This window comes from Pantoea sp. EABMAA-21, from assembly GCF_030053335.1.
Lineage (GTDB): Bacteria > Pseudomonadota > Gammaproteobacteria > Enterobacterales > Enterobacteriaceae > Pantoea > Pantoea communis.
In genome coordinates, this window is record NZ_JASGBX010000009.1 from 202,666 (window position 1) to 228,315 (window position 25,650).

24 protein-coding genes are annotated in these 25,650 nt (G+C 53.2%); 16 read left to right on the plus strand and 8 right to left on the minus strand.

Annotated features, from left to right (window positions below; genetic code table 11):
* Positions 1–8: 8 nt before the first annotated feature.
* The 14 genes from rseP to QMZ65_RS15125 all read left to right on the plus strand — a co-directional run bounded on the left by rseP (position 9) and on the right by QMZ65_RS15125 (position 17,879).
* The gene (gene rseP / locus QMZ65_RS15060) at positions 9–1,358 is read left to right on the plus strand and encodes a sigma E protease regulator RseP (protein ID WP_038648921.1); all 1,350 of its coding nucleotides are present in this window, start codon (positions 9–11) and stop codon (positions 1,356–1,358) included.
* 51 nt (positions 1,359–1,409) lie between these two features.
* Complete coding sequence (bamA, locus tag QMZ65_RS15065) at positions 1,410–3,821, plus strand: outer membrane protein assembly factor BamA (protein ID WP_283216250.1); 2,412 nt, start codon at positions 1,410–1,412, stop codon at positions 3,819–3,821.
* 95 nt (positions 3,822–3,916) lie between these two features.
* Positions 3,917–4,417: an OmpH family outer membrane protein gene (locus tag QMZ65_RS15070; protein ID WP_034829472.1), complete on the plus strand. Its 501-nt coding sequence runs from the start codon at positions 3,917–3,919 to the stop codon at positions 4,415–4,417.
* A gap of 3 nt (positions 4,418–4,420) precedes the next feature.
* Positions 4,421–5,446, plus strand: a complete 1,026-nt coding sequence (gene lpxD / locus QMZ65_RS15075) for a UDP-3-O-(3-hydroxymyristoyl)glucosamine N-acyltransferase (RefSeq protein ID WP_045813806.1) — start codon at positions 4,421–4,423, stop codon at positions 5,444–5,446.
* A gap of 196 nt (positions 5,447–5,642) precedes the next feature.
* Positions 5,643–6,098, plus strand: a complete 456-nt coding sequence (gene fabZ / locus QMZ65_RS15080; protein WP_013507953.1) for a 3-hydroxyacyl-ACP dehydratase FabZ — start codon at positions 5,643–5,645, stop codon at positions 6,096–6,098.
* 3 nt (positions 6,099–6,101) lie between these two features.
* Positions 6,102–6,890 (plus strand): acyl-ACP--UDP-N-acetylglucosamine O-acyltransferase, encoded by a 789-nt coding sequence (lpxA, locus tag QMZ65_RS15085; RefSeq protein WP_034829465.1) that lies wholly within the window; start codon positions 6,102–6,104, stop codon positions 6,888–6,890.
* Positions 6,891–6,893: 3 nt separating this feature from the next.
* Positions 6,894–8,042: a lipid-A-disaccharide synthase gene (lpxB, locus tag QMZ65_RS15090; RefSeq protein ID WP_058962062.1), complete on the plus strand. Its 1,149-nt coding sequence runs from the start codon at positions 6,894–6,896 to the stop codon at positions 8,040–8,042.
* Positions 8,035–8,661 (plus strand): ribonuclease HII, encoded by a 627-nt coding sequence (gene rnhB / locus QMZ65_RS15095; protein ID WP_034829460.1) that lies wholly within the window; start codon positions 8,035–8,037, stop codon positions 8,659–8,661. The genes lpxB and rnhB overlap by 8 nt, the downstream gene beginning before the upstream one ends.
* Positions 8,662–8,692: 31 nt before the next feature.
* Positions 8,693–12,175: a DNA polymerase III subunit alpha gene (gene dnaE, locus QMZ65_RS15100; RefSeq protein ID WP_058962060.1), complete on the plus strand. Its 3,483-nt coding sequence runs from the start codon at positions 8,693–8,695 to the stop codon at positions 12,173–12,175.
* 12 nt (positions 12,176–12,187) lie between these two features.
* The gene (accA, locus tag QMZ65_RS15105; RefSeq protein ID WP_034829454.1) at positions 12,188–13,147 is read left to right on the plus strand and encodes an acetyl-CoA carboxylase carboxyl transferase subunit alpha; all 960 of its coding nucleotides are present in this window, start codon (positions 12,188–12,190) and stop codon (positions 13,145–13,147) included.
* A 441-nt stretch (positions 13,148–13,588) separates the two neighbouring features.
* Positions 13,589–15,739, plus strand: coding sequence for a lysine decarboxylase LdcC (locus QMZ65_RS15110; protein WP_097118392.1), 2,151 nt, complete (start codon positions 13,589–13,591; stop codon positions 15,737–15,739).
* Between the two features lie 72 nt (positions 15,740–15,811).
* Entirely contained in the window at positions 15,812–16,201 is a 390-nt protein-coding gene (locus tag QMZ65_RS15115; protein ID WP_058962058.1) for a VOC family protein, read from the plus strand.
* 53 nt (positions 16,202–16,254) lie between these two features.
* Positions 16,255–17,556 carry a tRNA lysidine(34) synthetase TilS gene (gene tilS / locus QMZ65_RS15120; RefSeq protein ID WP_182057906.1) on the plus strand — a complete coding sequence of 434 codons (1,302 nt, stop codon included), beginning with the start codon at positions 16,255–16,257 and terminating at the stop codon, positions 17,554–17,556.
* Between the two features lie 14 nt (positions 17,557–17,570).
* Positions 17,571–17,879: a c-type cytochrome gene (locus QMZ65_RS15125; RefSeq protein ID WP_034829444.1), complete on the plus strand. Its 309-nt coding sequence runs from the start codon at positions 17,571–17,573 to the stop codon at positions 17,877–17,879.
* A 40-nt stretch (positions 17,880–17,919) separates the two neighbouring features.
* Here the strand turns inward: QMZ65_RS15125 and rof are convergent, their stop codons facing one another.
* The gene (gene rof, locus QMZ65_RS15130; protein WP_038648888.1) at positions 17,920–18,183 is read right to left on the minus strand and encodes a Rho-binding antiterminator; all 264 of its coding nucleotides are present in this window, start codon (positions 18,181–18,183) and stop codon (positions 17,920–17,922) included.
* Positions 18,170–18,370: a YaeP family protein gene (locus tag QMZ65_RS15135; protein ID WP_013507964.1), complete on the minus strand. Its 201-nt coding sequence runs from the start codon at positions 18,368–18,370 to the stop codon at positions 18,170–18,172. Before QMZ65_RS15135 ends, rof begins: the two co-directional genes overlap by 14 nt.
* 216 nt (positions 18,371–18,586) lie before the next feature.
* Between QMZ65_RS15135 and arfB the strand changes: the two genes are divergently transcribed.
* A complete protein-coding gene (arfB, locus tag QMZ65_RS15140) occupies positions 18,587–18,997 on the plus strand; it encodes an alternative ribosome rescue aminoacyl-tRNA hydrolase ArfB (protein ID WP_097118394.1) in 411 nt (136 codons plus the stop codon).
* Between the two features lie 30 nt (positions 18,998–19,027).
* Here arfB and proS read toward each other — a convergent pair whose 3' ends face one another.
* The 6 genes from proS to metN form a co-directional block, all read right to left on the minus strand.
* Positions 19,028–20,746 (minus strand): proline--tRNA ligase, encoded by a 1,719-nt coding sequence (proS, locus tag QMZ65_RS15145; RefSeq protein ID WP_097118395.1) that lies wholly within the window; start codon positions 20,744–20,746, stop codon positions 19,028–19,030.
* Positions 20,747–20,836: 90 nt separating this feature from the next.
* Positions 20,837–21,541, minus strand: a complete 705-nt coding sequence (gene tsaA / locus QMZ65_RS15150) for a tRNA (N6-threonylcarbamoyladenosine(37)-N6)-methyltransferase TrmO (RefSeq protein WP_097118396.1) — start codon at positions 21,539–21,541, stop codon at positions 20,837–20,839.
* Entirely contained in the window at positions 21,538–21,939 is a 402-nt protein-coding gene (rcsF, locus tag QMZ65_RS15155; RefSeq protein ID WP_058962053.1) for an envelope stress sensor lipoprotein RcsF, read from the minus strand. The genes tsaA and rcsF overlap by 4 nt, the downstream gene beginning before the upstream one ends.
* 115 nt (positions 21,940–22,054) lie before the next feature.
* Positions 22,055–22,870 (minus strand): MetQ/NlpA family lipoprotein, encoded by an 816-nt coding sequence (locus QMZ65_RS15160; RefSeq protein WP_034829430.1) that lies wholly within the window; start codon positions 22,868–22,870, stop codon positions 22,055–22,057.
* Between the two features lie 37 nt (positions 22,871–22,907).
* A complete protein-coding gene (locus QMZ65_RS15165) occupies positions 22,908–23,561 on the minus strand; it encodes a methionine ABC transporter permease MetI (protein WP_034829428.1) in 654 nt (217 codons plus the stop codon).
* The gene (gene metN, locus QMZ65_RS15170) at positions 23,554–24,585 is read right to left on the minus strand and encodes a methionine ABC transporter ATP-binding protein MetN (RefSeq protein WP_097118397.1); all 1,032 of its coding nucleotides are present in this window, start codon (positions 24,583–24,585) and stop codon (positions 23,554–23,556) included. The genes QMZ65_RS15165 and metN overlap by 8 nt, the downstream gene beginning before the upstream one ends.
* Positions 24,586–24,773: 188 nt before the next feature.
* Between metN and gmhB the strand changes: the two genes are divergently transcribed.
* Positions 24,774–25,334: a D-glycero-beta-D-manno-heptose 1,7-bisphosphate 7-phosphatase gene (gene gmhB / locus QMZ65_RS15175; protein WP_097118398.1), complete on the plus strand. Its 561-nt coding sequence runs from the start codon at positions 24,774–24,776 to the stop codon at positions 25,332–25,334.
* Positions 25,335–25,650 lie beyond the last annotated feature (316 nt).

Below are 25,650 nucleotides of genomic sequence, written 5' to 3' on the forward strand. Positions count from 1 at the left end.
TAGCGACAATGTTGAGCATACTCTGGAGTTTTGTCGCCTTTATCGTGGCACTTGGCGTACTGATCACCGTGCACGAATTCGGCCACTTTTGGGTCGCCCGCCGCTGCGGTGTTAAAGTCGAACGTTTCTCGATTGGCTTTGGCAAAGCGTTGTGGCGTCGTAGCGATCGTCAGGGCACGGAATACGTCATTGCCCTGATCCCGCTCGGCGGCTACGTCAAAATGCTCGACGAACGCGTAGAGAGCGTTCCCGCTGAACTCCGCCATCAGGCCTTCAACAATAAAACTGTGCTGCAGCGTGCTTCGATCATCGCGGCCGGCCCCATTGCTAACTTTATCTTTGCCGTCTTCGCTTATTGGGTCGTCTTTATCCACGGCGTACCCGGTGTGCGTCCGGTTGTTGGCGAAATTCTGAACGGTTCCGTCGCGGCTGAAGCGCAAATTACCTCCGGTATGGAACTTAAAGCGGTAGATGGTATCGAAACGCCTGATTGGGATGCAGTGCGCATGGCGCTGATCGGAAAAATCGGCGACAGCAGTACCACGCTTACCGTCTCGCAATTCGGTGAAGATGCCACGCAGCAGAAGCAGGTCGATTTGCGCGAATGGCAGTTCGAACCGGATAAACAGGACCCGGTTGTGGCATTAGGGATTCGTCCTCGTGGGCCACAAATCGAAACGACCTTAGCTGAAGTGCAGGCAAATTCGCCGGCCAGCGCTGCCGGTTTGCAAGCAGGCGACAGGATCGTTAAAGTCGATGGTCAGCCGTTAACACAATGGCAGGCTTTTGCGGCGCAGGTGCGCGATAATCCGCGCAAAAACATGGCGCTGGATGTGGAACGTAACGGCGAACTCGTGGCGTTGACGTTAACGCCAGAAGCGAAACCGGGCAATGAAGCGGAAGGCTTTGCGGGAGTGATTCCGCGCGTCATTCCGCTGCCGGATGAGTATAAAACGGTTAGGCAGTATGGGCCCTTTGCCGCTATCGGTGAAGCCAGTGTCAAAACCTGGCAACTGATGAAGTTAACGGTCTCAATGCTGGGCAAGTTGATTACCGGGGATGTGAAGCTGAATAATCTGAGCGGGCCAATTTCGATTGCGCAAGGTGCAGGGTTATCAGCGGAATACGGGGTGATTTATTATCTGATGTTCCTGGCGCTGATCAGCGTCAATCTGGGGATCATCAACCTGTTCCCTCTGCCGGTATTAGATGGTGGACATCTGCTCTTTCTGGCGATCGAAAAGATCAAAGGTGGACCGGTGTCCGAGCGAGTTCAGGACTTCAGTTATCGCATTGGCTCAATTCTGCTGGTGTTATTAATGGGGCTTGCACTTTTCAATGATTTCTCACGTCTGTAATAGCTGGACTGCGGACAGGCGCGGGATGTGTTAGGAAAACGCATAACAACGATGGCGATGAAAAAGTTGCTCATAGCGTCGCTGCTGTTTAGCAGCGCCACCGTTTACGGTGCAGACGATTTCGTAGTGAAGGACATTCATTTCGAAGGTCTCCAGCGAGTCGCCGTCGGCGCGGCTCTGCTCAGCATGCCCGTACGTGTCGGTGATACCATTTCTGACGATGACGTCAGAAACACCATTCGCTCTCTGTTCGCCACCGGCAACTTTGAAGATGTTCAGGTTCTGCGTGATGGAACAACCCTGATTGTTCAGGTGAAAGAGCGTCCGACCATTGCCAGCATCACTTTCTCCGGCAACAAAGCGGTGAAAGAAGATCAGCTGAAGCAGAACCTTGAAGCTTCTGGTGTGCGCGTCGGTGAAGCACTCGACCGCACCACACTTTCTTCGATTGAGAAGGGCCTGGAAGACTTCTACTACAGCGTCGGTAAATACACCGCCAGCGTGAAAGCGATTGCGACACCGCTGCCCCGTAACCGCGTGGATCTGAAATTCGTCTTCCAGGAAGGCGTGTCAGCTCAGATTCAGCAGATCAACATCGTTGGCAACAAAGCCTTTAGCTCTGACGAATTGATCTCGCGCTTCTCACTGCGTGATGAAGTGCCATGGTGGAACGTGGTTGGCGATCGTAAATACCAGAAACAAAAGCTGGCCGGGGATCTTGAGACCCTGCGTAGCTTCTATCTGGATCGCGGTTATGCGCGCTTCAACATCGATTCCACTCAGGTGAGCCTGACGCCAGATAAAAAAGGCATCTACATCACTGTGAACATCAACGAAGGCGATCAGTATAAGATTGCCGGCGTGATCGTGAACGGCAGCATGGCGGGCCACTCTGCGGAAATCGAAAAGATGACGCGTATTCCATCGGGTGAGCTGTACAACGGCACCAAAGTTACCCAGATGGAAGACGACATCAAAAAACTGCTGGGTCGTTATGGCTATGCCTATCCGCGTGTGGTGACACAGCCGGAAATTAACGATGCAGACAAAACCGTTAAACTGCATATCAATGTGGATGCCGGTAACCGTTATTACGTGCGCAAAGTGCGCTTCGAAGGTAACGATACGTCGAAAGATTCCGTGCTGCGCCGTGAGATGCGTCAGATGGAAGGCGCATGGTTGGGCAGCGACCTGGTTGATCAGGGTAAAGAGCGTCTGAACCGTACCGGTTACTTTGAAACCGTCGATGTGGACACGCAGCGTGTGCCAGGTTCTCAGGACCAGGTGGATGTAGTTTATAAGGTTAAAGAACGTAACACCGGTACCTTCAACTTTGGTGTGGGTTACGGTACTGAAAGTGGCGTCAGCTTCCAGGTAGGTGTGACCCAGGAAAACTGGCTCGGCACCGGTAATACCGTTGGCATCAGCGGTACTAAAAACGATTACCAGACCTATGCTGAATTCTCACTGACCGATCCGTATTTCACGGTCGACGGTGTGAGCCTGGGTGGTCGTGTCTTCTATAACGACTTCAAAGCGGACGATGCTGACCTGTCTGACTACACCAACAGAAGTTATGGTGTGGATGGCACTTTGGGCTTCCCGGTTAATGAAAACAACACATTGCGTGTCGGCCTGGGTTATGTGCATAACGACCTGTCCAACATGCAGCCGCAGGTTGCGATGTGGCGTTATCTGGACTCGGTTGGACGCCATCAGGGTCTGAATGATGATGGTGATTTCTCTGCAGATGACTTCACCTTCAACTACGGTTGGACGTATAACACGCTGGACCGTGGATTCTTCCCAACCAAGGGTAACCGTACCAACCTGAACGGCAAAGTGACCATTCCGGGTTCCGACAACGCCTTCTACAAAGCGACGTTGGATAGCCAGCAGTACGTGCCACTGAACCGTGATGGCACCTGGGTGGTGCTGGGACGTGGCCGTGTAGGATATGGTGACGGGCTCGGTGGAAAAGAGATGCCGTTCTATGAGAACTTCTACGGCGGTGGTTCAAGTACGGTTCGTGGCTTCCAGTCCAATACCATTGGTCCGAAAGCGGCTTATCTGAACGATCACTCGTCCACCTGTAATCTGACCGATGCTAACGGTATCTGTAAGTCAGATGACGCGGTGGGTGGTAACGCTATGGCGATTGCCAGCCTTGAGCTGATCACGCCAACGCCGTTCCTGAGCGAGAAATACGCTAACTCAGTCCGTACTTCGGTGTTTATGGATGCCGGTACCGTCTGGGATACCAAATGGCAGAACACTGCAGAAACGCGTGCGGCGGGCATTCCGGACTACAGCGATCCGAATAACATTCGTGTCTCTGCGGGTGTCGCCCTGCAATGGATGTCGCCATTAGGTCCGCTGGTATTCTCATATGCTCAGCCGATGAAGAAAGTCGAGGGAGACAAGTCAGAGCAGTTCCAGTTTAACATTGGTAAAACCTGGTAAGGCTCTGAACAAGGAAGTGAAAATACCGTCTTGCATCCGTGTCGCGCTCTGTCGTGACACGCTGCAAACACACACGTTGAGGTAAGGAGTTTATAGTGAAAAAGTTGTTCTGTGCTGCTGCTCTGGGTGTTGCTTTAGCTGCTTCTGCGGGTGCCCAGGCGGCCGATAAAATCGCCGTTGTGAACCTGAGCCAGGTATTCCAGCAGTCTCCGCAGCGTGCCGCTGTTGCTAAACAGCTTGAGGGCGAGTTCTCAAGCCGTGCTTCTGACCTCCAGGCGCAGCAGCAGAAAATCCAGGGTGAAATCCAGGATCTGCAGCGCAATGCGTCAACCATGAAGGCCAGCGACCGCACCAAGAAAGAGAAGCAGATTGCTTCTGAGCGTGCTGCTTTTGAACAGAAAGCGCAGGCTTTCGACAAAGACAACCAGACTCGTCAGATGCAGGAGCGTAACAAGCTGCTGGCTAAAATCCAGACCGCTGTTCAGTCTGTAGCGAAAAGCGATGGTTACGATCTGGTGCTGGATTCTCAGGCCGTTCTGTACTCTTCTGCTGATGCTAAAGACATTACTGCTGACGTTGTAAAACAGGTTAAATAATCGATGTCATCAATTCGACTGGCTGATTTAGCCCAGCAGTTGGATGCAGAATTGCACGGAGATGGCGATATCGCCATCTCCGGCATTGCTTCTATGCAATCCGCCACCACTGGTCAAATCACTTTTCTTGCAAACAGCCGCTACCGCGAGCAGCTCGCTCATATCCAGGCTTCAGCCGTGGTGCTGACGGAAGCGGATCTGGAGTGGTGTAAAACCGCTGCCCTGGTGGTGAAAAATCCTTACTTAACGTACGCTCGCATGGCACAACTGCTGGACACAACGCCGCAGCCCGCGCAGAATATCGCGCCCAGTGCGGTGATCGATCCGACAGCGACGCTGGGTAAGAACGTTTCGGTGGGCGCGAATGCGGTGATCGAGTCTGGCGTTGAGCTGGGCGACGACGTCGTGATTGGCGCAGGATGTTTTGTCGGTAAGCAGACGCGTATCGGTCGCGGCTCACGTTTGTGGGCTAACGTGACGATTTACCATGAGATCGAGATTGGTCAGGATTGTCTGATTCAGTCGGGTACCGTGATCGGTGCCGATGGTTTCGGGTATGCTAACGACCGTGGCAATTGGGTGAAAATTCCACAGCTGGGAACCGTGGTAATTGGTGATCGCGTTGAAATTGGTGCTTGTACCACCATCGATCGCGGTGCACTAGATAACACTCTGATCGGCAATGGTGTTATCATAGACAACCAGTGTCAGATTGCGCACAACGTTGTGATTGGAGATAACACGGCCGTTGCGGGCGGTGTGATCATGGCGGGTAGTCTGAAGATTGGACGTTATTGTATGATTGGCGGCGCCAGCGTCATTAACGGCCATATGGAAATCTGTGACAAAGTGACCGTAACGGGCATGGGGATGGTAATGCGCCCGATCACAGAGCCTGGGGTATACTCATCGGGTATCCCACTGCAACCCAACAAAACCTGGCGTAAAACGGCAGCGCTGGTGATGAATATCGATGAAATAAGCAAACGCTTAAAAGCCATCGAACGTAAGGTCGGCAAAGACGACTAAACGCATCGCTCGCGACCCGCTTTCATAATAAAGCAGCGTGCCTTCTTGCGACTTCGGCTTACCCCGAATGCGTGTGAGGAGGTCTCTCAGGAAAGCGTTACGCCACCGAACTGATTTGCGGCCTGCGGAGGATCATTTTGATCTGTGCAGGCCGTGTTATTATTGCCATCAGATTTTTTAGGACAGGAAGAGTATTTTGACAACTGAAACGCATACTCTGAAAATCGAAGAGATTTTAGAACTGCTGCCGCACCGCTATCCGTTCTTGCTGGTTGACCGCGTGCTGGAATTTGAAGAGCATAAATATCTGCGTGCGGTGAAGAACGTTTCTGTTAATGAACCGTTTTTCCAGGGACACTTTCCTGGTAAGCCGATTTTCCCAGGCGTTCTGATTCTGGAAGCAATGGCGCAGGCAACCGGTATTCTGGCGTTCAAAAGCGTTGGAAAACTGGAACCCGGCGAGCTGTACTACTTCGCCGGTATCGACGAAGCCCGCTTCAAACGTCCAGTGGTACCGGGCGATCAGATGATCATGGAAGTGACCTTCGAGAAAACTCGTCGTGGTCTGACGCGCTTCAAAGGCGTGGCAACTGTAGACGGCAAGATTGTCTGTGAAGCGACCATGATGTGTGCCCGTAGCCGGGAGGCATAATTAGTGATTGATTCAACCGCCAATATTCATCCCAGTTCCGTTATTGAAGAAGGTGCCGTCATTGGCGCCAATGTTCACATCGGCCCGTTCTGCTTTGTCGGCGCTAACGTGGAAATTGGTGAAGGTACGGTGCTCAAATCGCACGTGGTGGTGAACGGCCACACGCGTATCGGCAAAGACAATCAGATCTATCAGTTTGCTTCGATTGGTGAAGTGAACCAGGACCTGAAATATGCCGGTGAACCGACCCGTGTTGAAATCGGCGATCGCAACCGCATCCGCGAGAGTGTGACTATTCACCGTGGCACTACGCAGGGTGGCAACCTCACTAAAGTCGGCAGTGATAACCTGCTGATGGTCAATGCGCATATCGCGCATGATTGCGTCATTGGTAACCGTTGCATCTTTGCCAACAACGCCACGCTGGGTGGCCATGTCACCGTGGATGATTTCGCGATTATCGGCGGGATGACGGCAGTCCACCAGTGGTGCACCATTGGTGCACACGTGATGGTTGGCGGTTGTTCAGGCGTCGCGCAGGATGTCCCACCGTACGTTATTGCGCAGGGTAACCACGCGACCCCGTTCGGTATCAACATCGAAGGCCTCAAACGCCGTGGCTTTAGCAAAGAAGCACTGCACGCGATTCGCAATGCGTACAAACTGCTGTATCGCAGTGGTAAAACGCTGGATGAAGTGAAACCAGAGATTGAAGAGCTGGCAAAACAACACAGCGAAGTGCAGCCTTTCTATGACTTCTTTGCCCGTTCGACGCGTGGATTGATTCGTTAATCCATGTCAGTGCGTCCCTTAACGATTGCCCTGGTCGCCGGAGAAACCTCCGGCGATATTCTTGGTGCAGGCCTTATCCGTGCGCTCAAAGCGCGTCATCCTGATGCCCGCTTTGTCGGCGTTGCCGGTCCGCTGATGCAGGCCGAAGGCTGTGAAGTCTGGTATGAGATGGAAGAGCTGGCGGTGATGGGCATTGTTGAAGTGCTCGGCCGCTTGCGCCGCTTGCTGAAAATTCGCAAGGATTTAACGCAGCGCTTCACCGAACTCAAGCCTGATGTCTTCGTCGGCATTGATGCGCCAGATTTCAATATCACATTGGAAGGCAGCCTGAAGCGCGCAGGAATTCGCACCATTCATTACGTCAGTCCTTCCGTCTGGGCGTGGCGACAAAAACGCGTGTTCAAAATTGGCCGCAACACCAACCTGGTATTGGCGTTTCTGCCGTTTGAAAAAGCGTTTTACGATCGATTCAACGTACCTTGCCGCTTTATCGGCCACACCATGGCAGATGCCATGCCGCTGCAGCCAGACAAATCTGCGGCGCGACGTGAGTTAGGCATCGCGGAGGATGCGATCTGTCTGGGCTTGCTGCCGGGTAGCCGTGGTGCAGAAGTGGAAATGCTGAGTGCGGATTTCTTGCGTGCGGCGCAGTTATTGCGTCAGCGTTATCCCGCGCTGGAAATCGTGGTGCCGCTGGTCAATGCCAAACGCCGCGAACAGTTTGAACAGATTAAAGCTGAAGTGGCGCCCGAGCTACCGATGCATTTGCTGGATGGCAAAGGCCGTCAGGCGATGATCGCCAGCGATGCGGCGATTCTCGCATCCGGCACTGCTGCGCTGGAGTGCATGCTGGCGAAGTGTCCGATGGTGGTCGGTTACCGCATGAAACCCTTTACCTTCTGGCTGGCGAAGCGTTTGGTGAAAACGCCTTACGTTTCACTGCCCAATCTGCTGGCGGGTCGGGAGTTGGTCAAAGAGCTGTTGCAGGAAGAGTGCCAGCCAGAGGCACTGGCGGCTGCGCTGGAACCTCTGTTGCATGCCGGACCAGAGCGCGATGACCTGCTGAACACCTTCAACGAGTTGCATCAACAGATTCGCTGGAATGCTGATGAGCAAGCCGCGGACGCCGTACTGGAGATTGCCAATGACTGAGTTTATCTACCCAAACGCACAGCGCATTGCTGGCGTGGATGAAGTGGGGCGAGGTCCGCTGGTAGGCGCCGTTGTCACCGCAGCAGTCATCCTCGACCCCGCGAATCCGATTAAAGGGCTGGCCGACTCAAAGAAGCTTTCCGAAAAGCGTCGGCTGGCGCTGTATGACGAGATCAAAGAGAAAGCGCTAGCCTGGAGCCTCGGCCGGGCGGAGCCTGAAGAGATCGACCAACTCAACATTCTGCACGCCACTATGCTGGCGATGCAGCGTGCGGTAGCGGGTCTGCCTGTTACGCCTGATTTTGTGTTGATCGATGGCAACCGTTGTCCGGCATTGCCCATGCCATCGCAGGCGGTGGTGAAGGGCGATAGCCTGGTACAAGAGATCAGTGCAGCCTCGATCATCGCGAAAGTTACGCGCGATCGTGAAATGGCCGAGCTGGATCTGTTGTTCCCGGAATATGGATTTGCCCAGCACAAAGGCTACCCAACTGCGTTGCATATGGAAAAATTGACGCAGTTTGGTGCCACGCCACATCATCGTCGCAGCTTTGCCCCGGTGCGAAATGCCCTGATTGATGCTGATGTGCTGGCCGCGCGTCAGCCGACTGCGCTTTAATAGCCTGACGCTGTTTTAATCGGAAACTGATATGGCTGAACCTCGTTTTATACATCTGCGCGTACACAGCGACTATTCGATGGTCGATGGCCTGGCGAAAACTAAGCCATTGGTCAAGAAGGCGGCTGCGCTGGGTATGCCGGCGATTGCGATTACCGATTACATCAACCTTTGCGGGTTGGTGCGTTTTTACGGCAGTGCGCACGATGCAGGCATCAAACCGATTATTGGTGCGGATTTCCACGTCGCCAGCGAGTTGATGGGCGATGAGCTGACACAACTCACGGTCCTTGCCGCCAACAACACCGGTTATCAGAACCTTACGTTGTTAATTTCGCGTGCCTATCAGCGTGGATATGGCATTGCCGGACCGATTATTGACCGTGACTGGCTGGTCGAACTGGGTGAAGGCATCATTCTGCTCTCCGGTGGACGCAAGGGCGATGTTGGCCGCAGTCTACTGCGCGGCAACAGTGCGCTTGTGTCGCAGTGCCTCAGTTTCTATCAGGAACATTTCCCCAATCGTTATTACCTCGAGCTGACACGTACCGGACGCGCCGATGAAGAGGCTTATCTGCATGCCGCCGTTGAGTTAGCGATTGCCGAAGGTGTGCCGGTGGTGGCCACCAACGAAGTCTGTTTCCTCAACGAAGAAGATTTTGACGCCCATGAAATTCGCGTGGCGATTCATGATGGCTTCACGCTGGACGATCCAAAACGCCCACGTCATTACAGTCCTCAGCAATATATGCGCAGCGAAGAGGAGATGTGCGAGCTGTTCTCGGACATCCCGGAAGCGCTGGAAAACAGCGTAGAGATTGCTAAGCGTTGTAACGTCACGGTACGCCTGGGTGAATACTTCCTGCCGCAATTCCCCACCGGGGAAATGACGACTGAAGATTTCCTCGTCATGAAGTCTCGTGAAGGGCTGGAAGAGCGTCTGGAATTCCTGTTCCCGGATGACAAGGTGCGTGCAGAGAAGCGGCCAGAATATGATGAACGTCTTGAGATTGAACTCAACGTTATCAATCAGATGGGCTTCCCTGGCTACTTCCTGATCGTGATGGAGTTTATCCAGTGGTCGAAGGATAACGGTATCCCGGTTGGGCCGGGCCGTGGTTCGGGTGCAGGCTCTCTGGTCGCGTATGCGCTGAAAATCACTGACCTCGACCCGCTGGAATTTGATCTGCTGTTCGAACGCTTCCTCAACCCGGAACGTGTCTCCATGCCCGACTTCGACGTCGATTTCTGCATGGAGAAGCGCGATCAGGTGATCGATCACGTTGCCGAGATGTATGGGCGCGAAGCGGTTTCGCAAATCATCACCTTCGGTACCATGGCGGCGAAAGCGGTTATCCGCGACGTAGGACGTGTGCTGGGTCATCCGTATGGCTTTGTGGATCGCATCTCCAAATTGATCCCGCCGGATCCCGGCATGACGCTGGAAAAAGCCTTTGAAGCGGAACCGCAGCTGCCGGAAATCTACGAGGCAGATGAAGAGGTCAAAGCGCTAATCGATATGGCGCGCAAGCTGGAAGGTGTCACACGTAACGCCGGTAAACACGCCGGTGGGGTGGTTATCGCACCGACCAAAATCACTGATTTTGCGCCGCTTTACTGTGATGAGAATGGCCAATTCCCGGTAACCCAGTTTGATAAAAATGATGTGGAATACGCCGGCCTGGTGAAGTTTGACTTCCTCGGCTTGCGCACGCTGACCATCATTGACTGGGCGCTGAAGATGATTAACCCGCGCCGCGCCAAAGAAGGGTTGGAGCCGATTGATATCGCCGCCATCCCGCTGGATGATAAGAAAAGCTTCGATATGCTGCAACGCTCGGAAACCACAGCGGTTTTCCAGCTTGAATCACGCGGCATGAAAGATCTGATCAAGCGTCTGAAGCCGGACTGCTTTGAAGATATGATTGCACTGGTGGCACTGTTCCGCCCGGGACCGCTGCAATCGGGCATGGTTGATAACTTCATTGACCGTAAGCACGGCCGTGAAGAAATTTCGTACCCGGATATTCAGTGGCAGCACGAAACCCTGAAGCCGGTACTGGAACCCACCTACGGCATCATCCTGTATCAGGAACAGGTGATGCAGATCGCTCAGGTGCTGTCGGGTTATACCCTGGGTGGCGCGGATATGCTGCGCCGTGCAATGGGTAAAAAGAAACCCGAAGAGATGGCCAAACAACGTTCGGTGTTCCAGGACGGTGCAGAAAGCATGGGTGTTGACGGTGAACTCTCGATGAAGATCTTCGATCTGGTAGAGAAGTTTGCGGGTTATGGCTTTAACAAGTCGCACTCTGCAGCCTATGCTTTAGTGTCTTACCAGACGCTGTGGCTGAAAGCGCACTACCCGGCAGAATTTATGGCAGCAGTAATGACCGCCGATATGGACAACACCGAGAAGGTCGTTGGCCTGGTGGATGAGTGCTGGCGCATGGGCCTGAAAGTGCTGCCGCCCGATATCAACTCCGGCTTGTATCCGTTCCATGTGAATGATGAAGGCGAAATCGTCTATGGTATCGGCGCCATTAAAGGCGTGGGTGAAGGGCCGATTGAAGCCATCATCGAAGCACGTAACGAAGGCGGCTACTTCAAAGAGCTGTTTGATCTCTGCGCTCGCACCGACACGAAAAAGATTAACCGTCGTGTGATGGAAAAGCTGATCATGTCGGGAGCTTTTGATCGCCTTGGTCCGCATCGTGCAGCCTTGATGAGCGCGCTCAGCGATGCATTGAAAGCTGCGGATCAGCACGCAAAAGCGGAAGCGACCGGACAAGCAGATATGTTTGGCGTGCTGGCCGAAGAGCCTGAACAGGTGGAGAAGTCATACACCAACATCACGCCATGGCCGGAACAGATTCAACTGGACGGTGAGCGTGAGACGTTGGGTTTGTATCTCACCGGCCACCCAATTAATCAGTATCTTAAAGAAATTGATCGCTACGTTGGCGGTATGCGCCTGAAGGACATGCATCCGACGGATCGTGGTAAAGTAACCATCGCGGCGGGGCTGGTGATTGCCGCTCGCGTGATGGTCACGAAACGCGGCAACCGAATTGGTATTTGTACTCTCGACGATCGCTCTGGTCGTCTGGAAGTGATGTTATTTACCGATGCGTTAGATAAATACCAGCAGTTGCTGGAGAAAGACCGTATCCTGATCGTCAGTGGACAGGTCAGCTTTGATGACTTTAGCGGTGGCCTTAAAATGACCGCTCGAGAAGTGATGGACATCGACGAAGCGCGGGAAAAATACGCGCGCGGACTTGCTATCTCGCTGACGGACAGGCAAATTGATGACCAGCTTTTAAACCGTCTCCGCCAGTCTCTGGAGCCTCATCGCTCCGGGACCATTCCGGTGCATCTCTATTATCAGAGAGCAGATGCGCGGGCGAAGCTGCGCTTTGGTGCAGCGTGGCGTATTTCGCCCAGCGATCGTTTACTCAACGATTTGCGGTCGTTAGTAGGATCGGAGCAGGTGGAACTGGAGTTTGACTAAAACAGGAACATTATGAGTCTTAATTACCTGGATTTTGAACAGCCAATCGCAGAACTGGAAGCGAAAATCGACTCGCTGAAGTCAATTGGCCGTTCGGATGAGAAACACGATATTAATCTGGATGAAGAAGTGCAGCGTCTGCGCGAAAAAAGCGTTGAGCTGACCCGTAAAATCTTCTCCGATTTAGGTGCATGGCAGGTTGCGCAGCTCGCGCGTCACCCGCTGCGCCCTTACACGCTGGACTATGTCCGCAACGCGTTTGATGATTTCGATGAGTTGGCTGGCGACCGCGCTTATGCCGATGACAAAGCGATTGTCGGCGGTATTGCCCGTCTTGATGGTCGTCCGGTGATGGTCATTGGCCATCAGAAAGGCCGTGAAACCAAAGAGAAAATCCGTCGTAACTTCGGTATGCCAGCACCAGAAGGCTATCGTAAAGCGCTGCGACTGATGGAAATGGCTGAACGCTTCAAAATGCCACTGATCACCTTCATCGACACCCCGGGTGCATACCCTGGTGTGGGCGCCGAAGAGCGTGGACAATCAGAAGCCATCGCACGCAACCTGCGTGAAATGTCAGGTCTGAAAATTCCGGTCATTTGTACCGTGATTGGCGAAGGCGGTTCCGGTGGTGCGCTGGCAATTGGCGTGGGCGACAAAGTGAACATGCTGCAGTACAGCACCTACTCGGTGATTTCACCGGAAGGCTGTGCTTCTATTCTGTGGAAAAGCGCTGATAAAGCGCCATTGGCTGCGGAAGCGATGGGCATCACCGCCGATCGCCTGAAAGAGCTGAAGCTGATCGACTCGATCATCCCTGAACCATTGGGCGGCGCGCATCGTCAACCAGTGGATATGGCGGCAAGCTTGAAAAAGCAACTGCTGGCGGATCTGGCCGATCTCGACGTACTGAGCACGGAAGAACTGCTTAACCGTCGTTATCAGCGCCTGATGAGCTACGGCTACGCGTAAGCTGGCTTGCTCATCAAGAAAAGCGGACTCCGGTCCGCTTTTTTTATGCCCGCTAATTACTGAGCAAGATCGTTCAGAAGGCTATGCATTGGGCAGCAAAGACAATCTAATCAGCCAAAAAACCTTTTTATAATCAAAGTGTCCATTCAATCATGAACTCACCTGAATATTGAGTGGGATCAAACAGACGACGATGAATTGGGCAGCCATGACGTTCTAACCGGGCAGAGAAGGCTAGCCCGATGAGCAAAGCGTCCGGGCCATGGACGGCCCGGCCGAGCTGCATGGATGCGTTGTTCCTTTGCGATCGGGCTGGCCTTTTCTGGCCCTCGCACCCAATTGACAGCAATCCCCCCTAAACAACAACAACGTATTCCAGAACATTCACCTCTCACTTTTCGCTATCCTTATTTAGTGCCATAACACCACAGGAGGTGAGCATTGAATATTATCGCGATCATGGGACCGCACGGCGCGTTCTACAAAGATGAACCGATTCGTGAACTGGACGCAGCCCTCAAGCTGCAAGGGTTCCAGACCGTCTATCCCAACAATGCCAGCGACCTGCTGAAACTGATAGAACACAACCCGCGTATCTGCGGCGTAGTTTTTGACTGGGACGATTACAGTCTGGCGCTGTGTAGCGACATCAACCAGCTCAACGAATATCTGCCGCTGTATGCCTTTATTAACACCCATTCGCAGATGGATGTCAGCATTAACGAAATGCGCATGGCGCTGCAATTCTTTGAGTACGCGCTCAATGCCGCTGACGACATAGCATTGCACATTCGGCAGTACACCGATGAGTACATCGATAAAATCATGCCGCCGCTCACCAAGGCGCTATTCACCTATGTGAAAGAGGGCAAATACACCTTCTGTACGCCGGGCCACATGGGCGGCACCGCCTTCCAGAAAAGCCCGGTGGGCAGCCTGTTCTATGACTTCTTTGGTGCAAACACGCTCAAGGCGGATGTCTCCATCTCCGTCACCGAACTGGGGTCTCTGCTCGATCACACCGGCCCGCACCTCGAAGCAGAAGAGTATGTGGCGCGTACTTTTGGCGCTGAACAAAGCTATATGGTGACCAATGGCACCTCAACCTCAAACAAAATTGTTGGGATGTACGCTGCACCCGCAGGAAGTACGGTGCTGATTGACCGTAACTGCCACAAATCACTCACCCATTTGCTGATGATGAGCGACATCATCCCGATTTGGCTCAAGCCGACGCGTAATGCGCTGGGCATTTTAGGGGGGATCCCGCAGCGGGAATTCACACGCGACAGCATTCAGCAGAAAGTTAATCAGACACCACGCGCCAGTTGGCCGGTGCATGCCGTCATCACCAACTCCACTTACGATGGCCTGTTGTATAACACCCAGTACATCAAAGAGACGCTGGATGTGCCGTCGATTCATTTCGATTCGGCTTGGGTGCCGTATACCAACTTTCATCCCATCTACAGCGGCAAAAGTGGTATGAGCGGGGAGCGTATTCCCGGCAAGGTGATTTATGAAACGCAGTCAACGCACAAACTGCTGGCGGCGTTTTCGCAGGCCTCGCTGATTCACATCAAAGGTGATTACGACCACGACACCTTTAATGAAGCCTACATGATGCACACCACCACATCGCCGAGTTACGCGATTGTCTCATCGATCGAAACGGCGGCGGCGATGCTGCGCGGTAATCCGGGAAAGCGATTGATCAATCGCTCAGTTGAGCGCGCTTTGCACTTCCGTCGTGAGATTCAGCGACTGCGTGAAGAGTGCGATGGCTGGTTCTTCGACATCTGGCAGCCTGAGCAGATCGATGAAGCTGAGTGCTGGCCGATCCAGCCAGGCGAAGAGGACTGGCATGGATTCACCCATGCCGATCGTGATCACATGTACCTCGATCCGATCAAAGTCACCATCCTGACACCCGGAATGAGTGAATTGGGGAAAATGGCGGATGAAGGCATTCCGGCGGCGCTGGTGGCGAAGTTCCTCGATCAGCGCGGCGTGGTGGTAGAGAAGACCGGTCCGTACAATTTGCTGTTCCTGTTCAGCATCGGCATCGATAAAACCAAAGCCATGAGCGTGTTGCGTGGTCTGACTGAATTCAAACGCGCCTACGATCTTAATTTGCGGGTGAAAAACATGCTGCCGGATCTCTATGCCGAAGATCCCGATTTCTATCGTAATATGCGGATCCAGACATTGGCGCAGGGCATTCATAATCTGATTCGACAACACGATCTGCCACGCCTGATGCTTAAGGCTTTCGACGTTTTACCTGAATCAAAAATGACGCCGCATCAGGCCTTCCAGCGCCAGGTGCAGGGGCAAGTCGAAACCGTCGATATCCGTGAGTTAGTGGGCCGGGTCTCTGCCAACATGATTCTGCCTTATCCTCCGGGCGTGCCGTTGGTGATGCCGGGCGAGATGATCACGGAGGAGAGCCGCGCGGTGCTCGATTTTCTGCTGATGCTCTGCACGATTGGACGGCACTATCCTGGATTTGAAACCGATATCCATGGTGCAACGCTCACCGACGATGGGCGCTATCTGGTGCGCGTGCTCCGTGAGGAAAACAGCCGTTAACTTCGGACAATTGCCTCTTTTCAGCGCGCTACCGAGCACGTAGGCTTAGCGGCTGATTCTTTAGGAGCCGCTATGCTGCAGATAAAACAGATCCACCACATTGCCATTATTGCCACCGATTATCAGCGCAGTAAGGCGTTTTACTGTGACGTGTTAGGTTTTGATTTGCTGGGTGAGTATTACCGCGCCGAGCGTGATTCGTGGAAAGGCGATCTGGGACTGAACGGGGTTTATACCATCGAACTGTTCTCGTTCCCCTCGCCGCCGCCACGCGTCAGTGGGCCGGAAGCCTGCGGTCTGCGTCATCTGGCGTTTTGTGTTGATGATGTTGAACAGTCGATTGCCGCGTTGGCTGCGAAAGGCGTGGTGTGCGAACCCATCCGCATTGATGCCCTGACTGGCAAAGCGTGCACTTTCTTTCCGGATCCAGACGGTTTGCCGCTGGAGCTGTATCAAGCGTAAACTAGCCACCGCTGCGGGCCGCAATCAGGCGGTTCGCGTTGACGGATTACGCTATGTCCTTTTCCCATCTTGCTTCGTTACTGAAACCCGACGCCCGCTGTGTGCTGGCGTTCAGTGGCGGGTTGGATTCCACCGTACTGCTGCATCAGCTGGTGAGCTGGCAACGCCTGATGCCACAGCTGCAGGTGCGCGCGTTGCACGTCCATCATGGATTAAGCCCAAATGCGGAGCGCTGGGCGTCACATTGCCTGCAAATCTGTCAGCAGTGGCAGATTCCCTGCGAAGTGTTGCGCGTTCAGGTGGATGGTCGTGTAAAGGGCATTGAGGCGGCGGCCCGTGAAGCACGCTATCAGGCGTTATTGCAACAGCTGCAACCCGGTGAGCACTTACTTACGGCTCAGCACCTTGACGATCAGTGTGAAACGCTGTTGTTGGCGTTAAAAAGGGGCAGTGGTCCAGCAGGATTGGCGGCGATGCCCATCCAGCGTCAGGTGGGAAAACATTCGCACCTGCGCCCATTGCTGGATATCAGTCGTCAGCAACTCGAAACCTATGCGACGGAGCACCGCTTACGCTGGATCGAGGATGAAAGTAACGCCGACAGCCGCTATGACCGTAATTTTCTTCGTCAGGACATTCTGCCGTTGCTGCAGACGCGCTGGCCACATTTTAGCGCCGCCAGCGCCCGCAGTGCCGCGTTGTGTGGTGAGCAGGAACAATTGCTGGATGAACTGCTGGCAGAACAGTTGGCCCAGCTCACTGATGAACAGGGCGCACTGCATTTTCCGCCATTGCTGACGATGAGCGAAGCGCGGCGCCATGCGCTTTTGCGTCGCTGGATTGCACAGCAGGGCGGCGCGATGCCTTCACGTGATGCCTTAAAACGTATCACCGATGAAGTGATGTGTAGCCGTGAAGATGCCAATCCCAGCCTGAGTTTTGCTGCCTTTACACTCCGCCGGTATCGACAGCGGCTGTATTGGCTTAACGCGCATGCATCGCTGAGTCAGCACTCGCTAACCTGGCATGATCGTGAACAACTGCTGCGGCTGCCCGAGAATTTAGGCGTATTACAGGCAAACCCGGCGATCGCCACCTTGCGTCATCCCACCGAGGACGAATCGATCAACGTTCGTTTTCAGGCCAGCGGCTATTATCATCTGCTGGGCCGCGCCGGAGGCCGCGAGATAAAAAAATTGTGGCAGGAATTAGGTGTGCCACCCTGGCAGCGGGAGCGTATCCCCTTGATTTACTACAACCAGACGCTGATCTGTGCACCGGGAATCTTTGTCACCCACGAAGGTGCGGCCAGTCATGAGCAAGGCTGGCAAGCGATCTGGTTACAACAACAATAAGATGGAGAGCAATGATGAAACACTGGATGGCGGCAGCATTGCTGGCCGCAGCGTTGCCGGCTTTTGCCGACGGCGATGTGAATGCAGGCGCGCAAAAAGCAGCAACCTGCCTGGCGTGTCATGGTGCGGAAGGGAAAAGTGCTGTGCCGCTTTATCCCAATCTTGCCGGGCAACATGCGCCTTACCTGCTGCACTCCTTGCAGGCATATAAAAAAGGGGAGCGTAGCGGTGGTCAGGCAGAAGTGATGAAAGCGTTTGTGGCAGGATTGAGCGATCAGGATATGGAAGATTTATCGGCGTATTACAGTTCGCTGAAGCCGTAAGCGAGGGGGGCGGGATAGCATTCCCGCCCGAATGTGGTAGTTATTCGTCTTCGCTAACGATGACGGTGCCCAGCTCGGGATGACTGAAGCTGGCGATATGGTCAAGACGCAGTTCGCGGGTTTCACCGGAGAGATCGACCGTCAGGTACTCCACGTTTTTACGTGAGACCATGTCAACGGCTTTCGCCTTAAGCTGATCGCCGTTTTTTAACTCCAAAGACAGCGTCCAGTGTTTGGTGCAGGCGAGCTCGAGGCTATCGTAGTCATCGCAGTTGATGGGTTTGTAGGCTTCATTCGTCAACATAGTCGCTCACCAATAAGTTAGCAGCAGCATAAGCTGCTTGTTCCCTGACAGAAGAGTTTAGCGCAGAATTAGCGGCAATATCGTTGAGTGCGTTTAGCGCGCAACCTATCGCGTCTGGCACATACCCCAGGTCGCCACTGCCGATTTCGGCATACTTCTGGCGAACTAACTCACAATACTTTTGCACATACACCTCCTCAGCAGAGCTTAAATACTCTGGTTGATAAGCGACTATATCACAGGATTTTCATGGAAATCAGCCAGGGGAAGCCGCGATCTGTACAAAGAAAAGTGTAAAAGTGACACACAGCGCTGGCCTTAAGCAGGAAGGCGGCGCACAAAAGGTTAAGTTGATGAACAGGTTATTCCGCGACACAACATCGTTCTTAAAGGCAGGTGACAGATGATCGTGCTGTCGCGTTCAGTTTCACTTGCAGACAACGAGGTCGAGCTCAGTGCCATTCGTGCACAAGGTGCGGGCGGGCAGCATGTGAATAAAACGTCTACTGCTATCCATCTGCGTTTTGATATCCATGCCTCTTCGCTGCCACCGTTCTACAAGGAACGCCTATTGGCTGCGAGCCACCATTTGATTACGACAGAAGGCGTGGTGATCATCAAATCTCAGGAGTATCGCAGCCAGGAAATGAATCGCGAGGCGGCCCTGCAGCGGCTGATCAATCTGATTCGTGAGTTAACCACGATGGAAAAAACCCGGCGGGCGACACGACCCACGCGTGCATCTAAAGAGCGGCGGCTCGAGGGGAAATCACGGCGCAGTAATGTGAAAGCGATGCGGGGAAAAGTGCAATGAAAAACGCCTCCAGCTGGAGGCGTTTTAGTCTTACTTGTTCAGCGCTTTTGCCAGGAACTCGACAATATCGTGTTGTTTGATCATTTGCTTCTCGCTGGATGAACGCGACTTGTACTCGATCTCTTCGTTATCGAGGTTACGGTCACCGATGACGATAGTATGTGGCACGCCAATCAGTTCCATATCAGCGAACATCACGCCTGGGCGCTCTTTGCGGTCATCCAGAATCACATCAATGCCTTTGGCACGCAGCTGGCTGTAAAGCTCTTCAGCCAACTCTTTCACACGGAACGATTTCTGCATGTTCATTGGCAAAATCGCCACTTCGAACGGTGCCAGCGCGGCTGGCCAGATGATGCCGCGTTCGTCATGGTTCTGCTCAATGGCCGCGGCGACAACACGGGTGATACCAATGCCGTAGCAACCCATGGTCATGATCTGGTTGCGGCCCTCTTCACCCTGTACTGCCGCTTTCATTGCGTCAGAGTACTTGGTACCCAGCTGGAAGATGTGACCGACTTCGATACCACGTTTGATTTGCAGCGTGCCTTTGCCATCCGGGCTTGGATCGCCTTCAACCACGTTACGGATATCTTCTACGCGCGCTTCTGGCAGATCGCGCAGCCAGTTGATGCCGGCAAAGTGCTGACCATCAATGTTGGCGCCTGCAGAGAAATCGCTCATCTTGGCAACGGTGCGGTCAGCAATCACAGGCATGCTTAGACCAACCGGGCCGATAGAACCAAAACCTGCGCCAACGGCGGCGCGAATCGCTTCTTCGCTGCCCATCTCCAGCGGAGAGGCAACGATATCCAGATGCTCGGCTTTGATTTCGTTGAGTTCATGATCGCCGCGAACCAACAAGGCAACCAGCGCATGGCCGCTCTCTTCCGCACCTTTCACAATCAGCGTTTTCACGGTTTTTTCTACCGGGATCTGATGTTGCTCAACCAATTCGGCAATCGTTTTGGCATTTGGCGTCGCGAACTGCGTCATCGCCTGAGTCGCAGCCGGACGTTCGCCCGCTGGCGCCAGTGCTTCGGCTTTTTCGATGTTAGCGGCGTAATCGGATTCGCTGGAGAAGATCACATCATCTTCACCGCTCTGCGCCAGCACCTGGAATTCGTGAGAGCCGCTACCGCCAATCGAACCGGTATCCGCTTGCACCGCACGGAAATCCAGCCCCATACGGCTGAAGCTCTGGCTGTAAGCGCGATACATTGCATCATAGGTTTCCTGTAAGGATTCCTGTGAGGTGTGGAAGGAGTATGCATCTTTCATGATGAACTCACGTGAGCGCATCACACCAAAACGAGGGCGCACTTCGTCACGGAATTTGGTCTGGATTTGATACAGATTCAGCGGCAGCTGCTTGTACGAGCTCAGCTCGTTGCGGATCAAATCGGTGACCACTTCTTCGTGAGTTGGACCTAACACGAATGGACGCTCGTGGCGATCTTTAATGCGCAGCAGTTCTGGGCCGTACTGCTCCCAACGGCCGCTCTCTTCCCATAAATCGGCAGGCTGAACCACCGGCATGGAGATCTCAATCGCACCCGCGTTGTTCATCTCTTCGCGTACGATGTTTTCAACTTTTCGCAGCACGCGAACACCGGTCGGCAGCCAGGTATAAAGACCAGAAGCCAGTTTACGGATCATACCGGCGCGCAGCATCAGCTGGTGGCTGATCACTTCCGCATCGGATGGCGTCTCTTTCAGAGTAGAGAGCAGATATTGAGTAGTACGCATTGATTACGATTCCAGTTGTACGGAAGGACACGGACAAAAAATTTTCTGGCGGCTAGTGTACCAGCGAGATCATTCACTCAAAAGCTTGTTTTAGCGTGGATCGAGAGCGATCACTTCTGTGCCGATCTCATCGATACGCCAGCGCACGTTAAAGTCGAGTAGCCAGGCAGCATATTCACGATCTTCCGCTTCACCTTTACGGTAAGCGGGGCGGGGATCCTGCGCTAAAACGTCAGCGATAAAACGTGCCAGATGGGGATAGTTGTTCTGCTGCTGGATTTGGTTTTGCGCCAGAGCAGAGAAACGCACGGGCATGGTGGCATCCGGTGCGCTCTGCGCGAAGCCGGCGCGGGCATCGGGCAGGGCTTCAGCAAACGGCAGGTAGGGTTTGATATCGACTACCGGTGTGCCATCGACTAAATCCAGACTACCGAGTTGCAGAATCACCTGCTGCTTTTCACATCGAATGCCTTTCAATTCGACCAGCGACATGCCGATGGGGTTAGGGCGAAAGGTGGATCGGGTGGCGAAGACTCCCATGCGTGCGTTGCCGCCTAAGCGAGGAGGGCGCACGGTTGGGCGCCAACCGCCTTCCATGGTCTGATGGAAAACAAACAGCACCCAAAGATGGCTGAAGGCTTCAAGCCCGCGCACCGCTTCTGGCTGATTATAAGGCGGCAGGAGATGCAACTCGCCGCCGCCATCCTGAACTAGCCCAGGCTGGCGCGGTACGGCAAATTTTTCTTTCCACGGCGAACGAATGACGCCGATTTGCGCAAAGGCAAAATCACTCATTGATTGGAAACTTTCAGTGCTGAGCCCTGGCAAATCGCCTGACGATAACAGCCCGGCGTGCTGGTGACGATTTCGCATTTATGCAGCAATATCGCGTTCGCTTTCATCCCGGCTGCTTTAATCTGCAGGCGCTTACGCGCGGTATTGATATTCGGTGGCGAATCCTGGCTGCTGCTTTGGCAATCATCGGCAGAGACTTCGCCCAGATCGCGGAACGGATTACTGACCAGATCGGTGGCATCGGTATAAATTTTTACCGGTGCAGGACGTGGAGCAGGCTTACGTTCTGGTTCGCTGGATGATGGTTGCGGGCGGGCGGGAGCACTGCTTATTGGGTGATATTCACGGACACACCCGGTTAGCATCAATGCTAACAAGCAGAGCGGTAAAAAACGCATGGCAACATCCTCAGTAGTAAAAAGTGGCGTTATTGAAACAAGGACGGGATTAAATAACAAGTCAGCAAAAAGAAAGGGCGGCCGAAGCCGCCCTGGATGGCATCAAAGGCGAAAATTACCAGCCTTTAACTGCACCACCGTTGAAGATTTTGTTCGCGGCTTCAGAAACTTCATCAGACTGATATGCCTGAACAAATTTCTTCACGTTTTCCGCATCTTTATTATCTTCACGGCTAACGATCAGGTTCACGTAAGGAGAATCTTTATCTTCGACAAAGATGCCATCTTTCGCAGGTGTCAGGCCAATCTGGCTGGCGTAAGTGGTGTTAATCACCGCCAGCGCAATCTGCTGATCGTCCAGTGAACGTGGAAGCTGTGGCGCTTCCAGCTCAACAATCTTCAGGTTTTTAGGGTTCTCAACAATATCCAGAGAGGTTGGCAGCAGGCCCACGCCATCTTTCAGTTTGATCAGGCCGACTTTCTGCAGCAGCAGCAGTGAACGACCGAGGTTGGTTGGATCGTTAGGAATCGCAACCTGTGCACCGTTTTGCAGTTCATCCAATGATTTGATTTTCTTTGAATACCCAGCAATCGGATAAACGAAGGTGTTACCCACTGGCACAAGCTTATAGCCACGGTCTTTGATCTGCTGATCCAGATAAGGCTTATGCTGGAAGGCGTTAACATCGATATCGCCTTTGCTTAATGCTTCGTTCGGCAGCACGTAATCGTTAAAGGTCACCAGCTCAACATCCAGACCGTATTTCTCTTTAGCGACCTTCACTGCGGTTTCAGCAACCTGCTGCTCAGCACCGACAATCACACCCACTTTGATGTGGTTTGGGTCTTTAGCTTTCTGATCGCATCCTGCCAGCGCAATTGCGCCAATCAGAGCACCCACAGCGGCAATCTTCTTAAATGTGAAAGACATATCCCTTCCTTAATAGAGGACTATTGATGTTGTTTACTTATTTATGTGACACAGCACGGACAATGCGGTCGCCACAGAATTGAATGAGATACACCAGAACAACCAGCAAAATCAGCACAGTATTCATCACAGTGGCGTTATAACCAATGTAACCATACTGATAGCCAATCTGACCCAAGCCACCTGCGCCGACCGCGCCACCCATGGCGGAATAGCCGACCAGCGTAATCAGAGTAATTGTAGCGGCATTCACCAGACCAGGCAGGGCTTCTGGCAGCAGCACTTTACGTACGATCTGCAGGGGAGTCGCGCCCATCGCGCGTGAGGCTTCGATTAAACCGGTTGGCAACTCTAACAGCGCATTCTCGACCATGCGCGCAATGAAAGGTGCGGCGCCGACTGTCAGTGGCACGATTGCAGCCTGCAAACCAATGGAGGTGCCGACAATCATGCGCGTGAAAGGAATCATCCACACCAGTAATATAATGAAGGGGATTGAACGGAAGATATTCACCACCGCTGAGAGCACGCGATAGAGTGTGCCATTGGCCAGAATTTGCCCTGGGCGAGTGACATACAGCAGCACGCCGACGGGCAGGCCGAGTACAAAACCAAAGAAACCAGAGACGAAGGTCATCATCAGCGTTTCCCAGACGCCACGCGTCAGTAACCACAGCATCGCTTCAGACATAACCCAGTACCTCTACTTTCACATGATTTTCTTTCAGCCAGGCAATCGCTGCCTGTGTGTCTGTTTCACTGCCATCCATCTCGGCCAGCATGATGCCGAACTTCACGCCGCCGGCATAATCCATCTGGGCACTGATGATGTTGTTATTCACATTGAAGCGACGAGCAGCTTCTGACAGCAGCGGCGCATCTACTGATTTGCCGGTGAACTCCAGACGCAACAGCGGGACGCTTTCAGCTGTGGCTTGCGGTGTCATACGTTGCTGGTAATCGTCTGGGATATCCAGATGCAGCGTCGATTGAATGAATTGCTGAGCCAGTGGCGTTTTAGGATGTGAGAACACTTCACTGACGCTGTCTTTCTCAATCAGTTCGCCATTACTGATAACAGCAACCTGATCGCAGATGCGTTTCACCACATCCATCTCATGAGTGATCAGCAGAATAGTGATCCCCAGACGGCGGTTGATGTCTTTCAGTAACTCTAAGATGGAACGCGTGGTTGCTGGGTCGAGGGCGCTGGTGGCTTCGTCGCACAGCAAAACTTTTGGATTCGTGGCCAGCGCACGCGCAATCGCCACACGCTGTTTTTGTCCACCCGAAAGATTCGCAGGCCAGCTGTCGTGCTTGTCCGCCAGTCCAACTAACTCCAGCAGTTCAGTTACGCGGTTTTTAATCTGCTCACGTGACAGGTCGCCCAATTCAAGCGGCAGCGCAACGTTACCGGCTACGGTACGTGAGTTCATTAGATTGAAGTGCTGGAAAATCATGCCAATCTGACGGCGTGTCAGCGTCAGTTTTGAGGAGGAGAGGGCAGTCAAATCCTGACCATCAACCAGAACGCGTCCTGATGTTGGACGCTCAAGCAAGTTAACGCAGCGGATCAGCGTACTTTTACCGGCACCGGAAGAACCGATGACGCCATAAATCTGTCCAGCAGGCACATGCAGGCTGACGTTGGAAAGCGCCTGAATGGTGCGTGAACCTTGCTGGAACACTTTGGTAATGTTTTCGAGTTTAATCATTAGTTTAATAGTTATCGTGTTGCGTTGTCCGTGGTGTATCGGGTTTCACGCGATTGCGCTGCGTGAAATTTGGATGGATGTTAAGGCATCCAGACGGCTAAATCAATCGAAGTCATTCAATCTGCCATTCTCTCTATATATGCAATCATGCGATACTGTGCGGCATTATTTGCAGCAGGAGTTTCTACGTGTCGAATAAAGTCCCCGCTATTTTCCTGGATCGTGATGGCACCCTGAATGTCGATCATGGTTATGTTCACGAAATCGATAATTTTGAATTCATCGATGGCACCATTGAAGCGTTACAGGTGCTAAAGAAGATGGGCTTCGCGCTGGTACTGGTGACCAACCAGTCCGGTATTGCGCGCGGCATGTTTACCGAAGACCAGTTTATGCAGCTCACCGAATGGATGGATTGGTCGCTGGCGGATCGTGATGTCGATCTTGATGGCATCTATTTCTGTCCTCATCTGCCAGATGCAACTGTAGAAGAGTATCGCCAGGTATGTGATTGCCGTAAGCCGCAGCCGGGTATGCTGCTCTCTGCGCAGAAGCATCTGAACATCGATATGACTGCTTCTTATATGGTAGGTGACAAAATAGAAGATATGCAGGCAGCTGCAGCAGCAGGTGTGGGCACGAAAGTGCTGGTGCGTACTGGTAAGCCGGTCACCGCTGAAGGCGAAAATGCAGCAGATTGGGTGCTTAACAGCCTGTCAGAGCTGCCTGGACGCATTAAAAAGGGCTGATTTAGGCGGTTTTGTGCAATTTTCAAGCGAACGAATAAAAACTTGAAAATTGCCCTTGCGCTTCCTCAGAACCTGCCTATAATGCGCCACCACTGAGACGGCAAAGCGGCAACGCAGACGGCTCAGCAGGGAGTGAAGAAATTCACCCCGCCGGAGAAAAACGCTGAAAAAAGTGTTTGACTCTGAAGGAGGAGAGCGTAATATACGCCACCTCGCAACAGCAGCTTAAGGCGCTGATTGCACCGCTCTTTAACAATTTATCAGACAATCTGTGTGGGCACTCGCAGGATTGATATCAGCGTCTCCGGACGTAAAA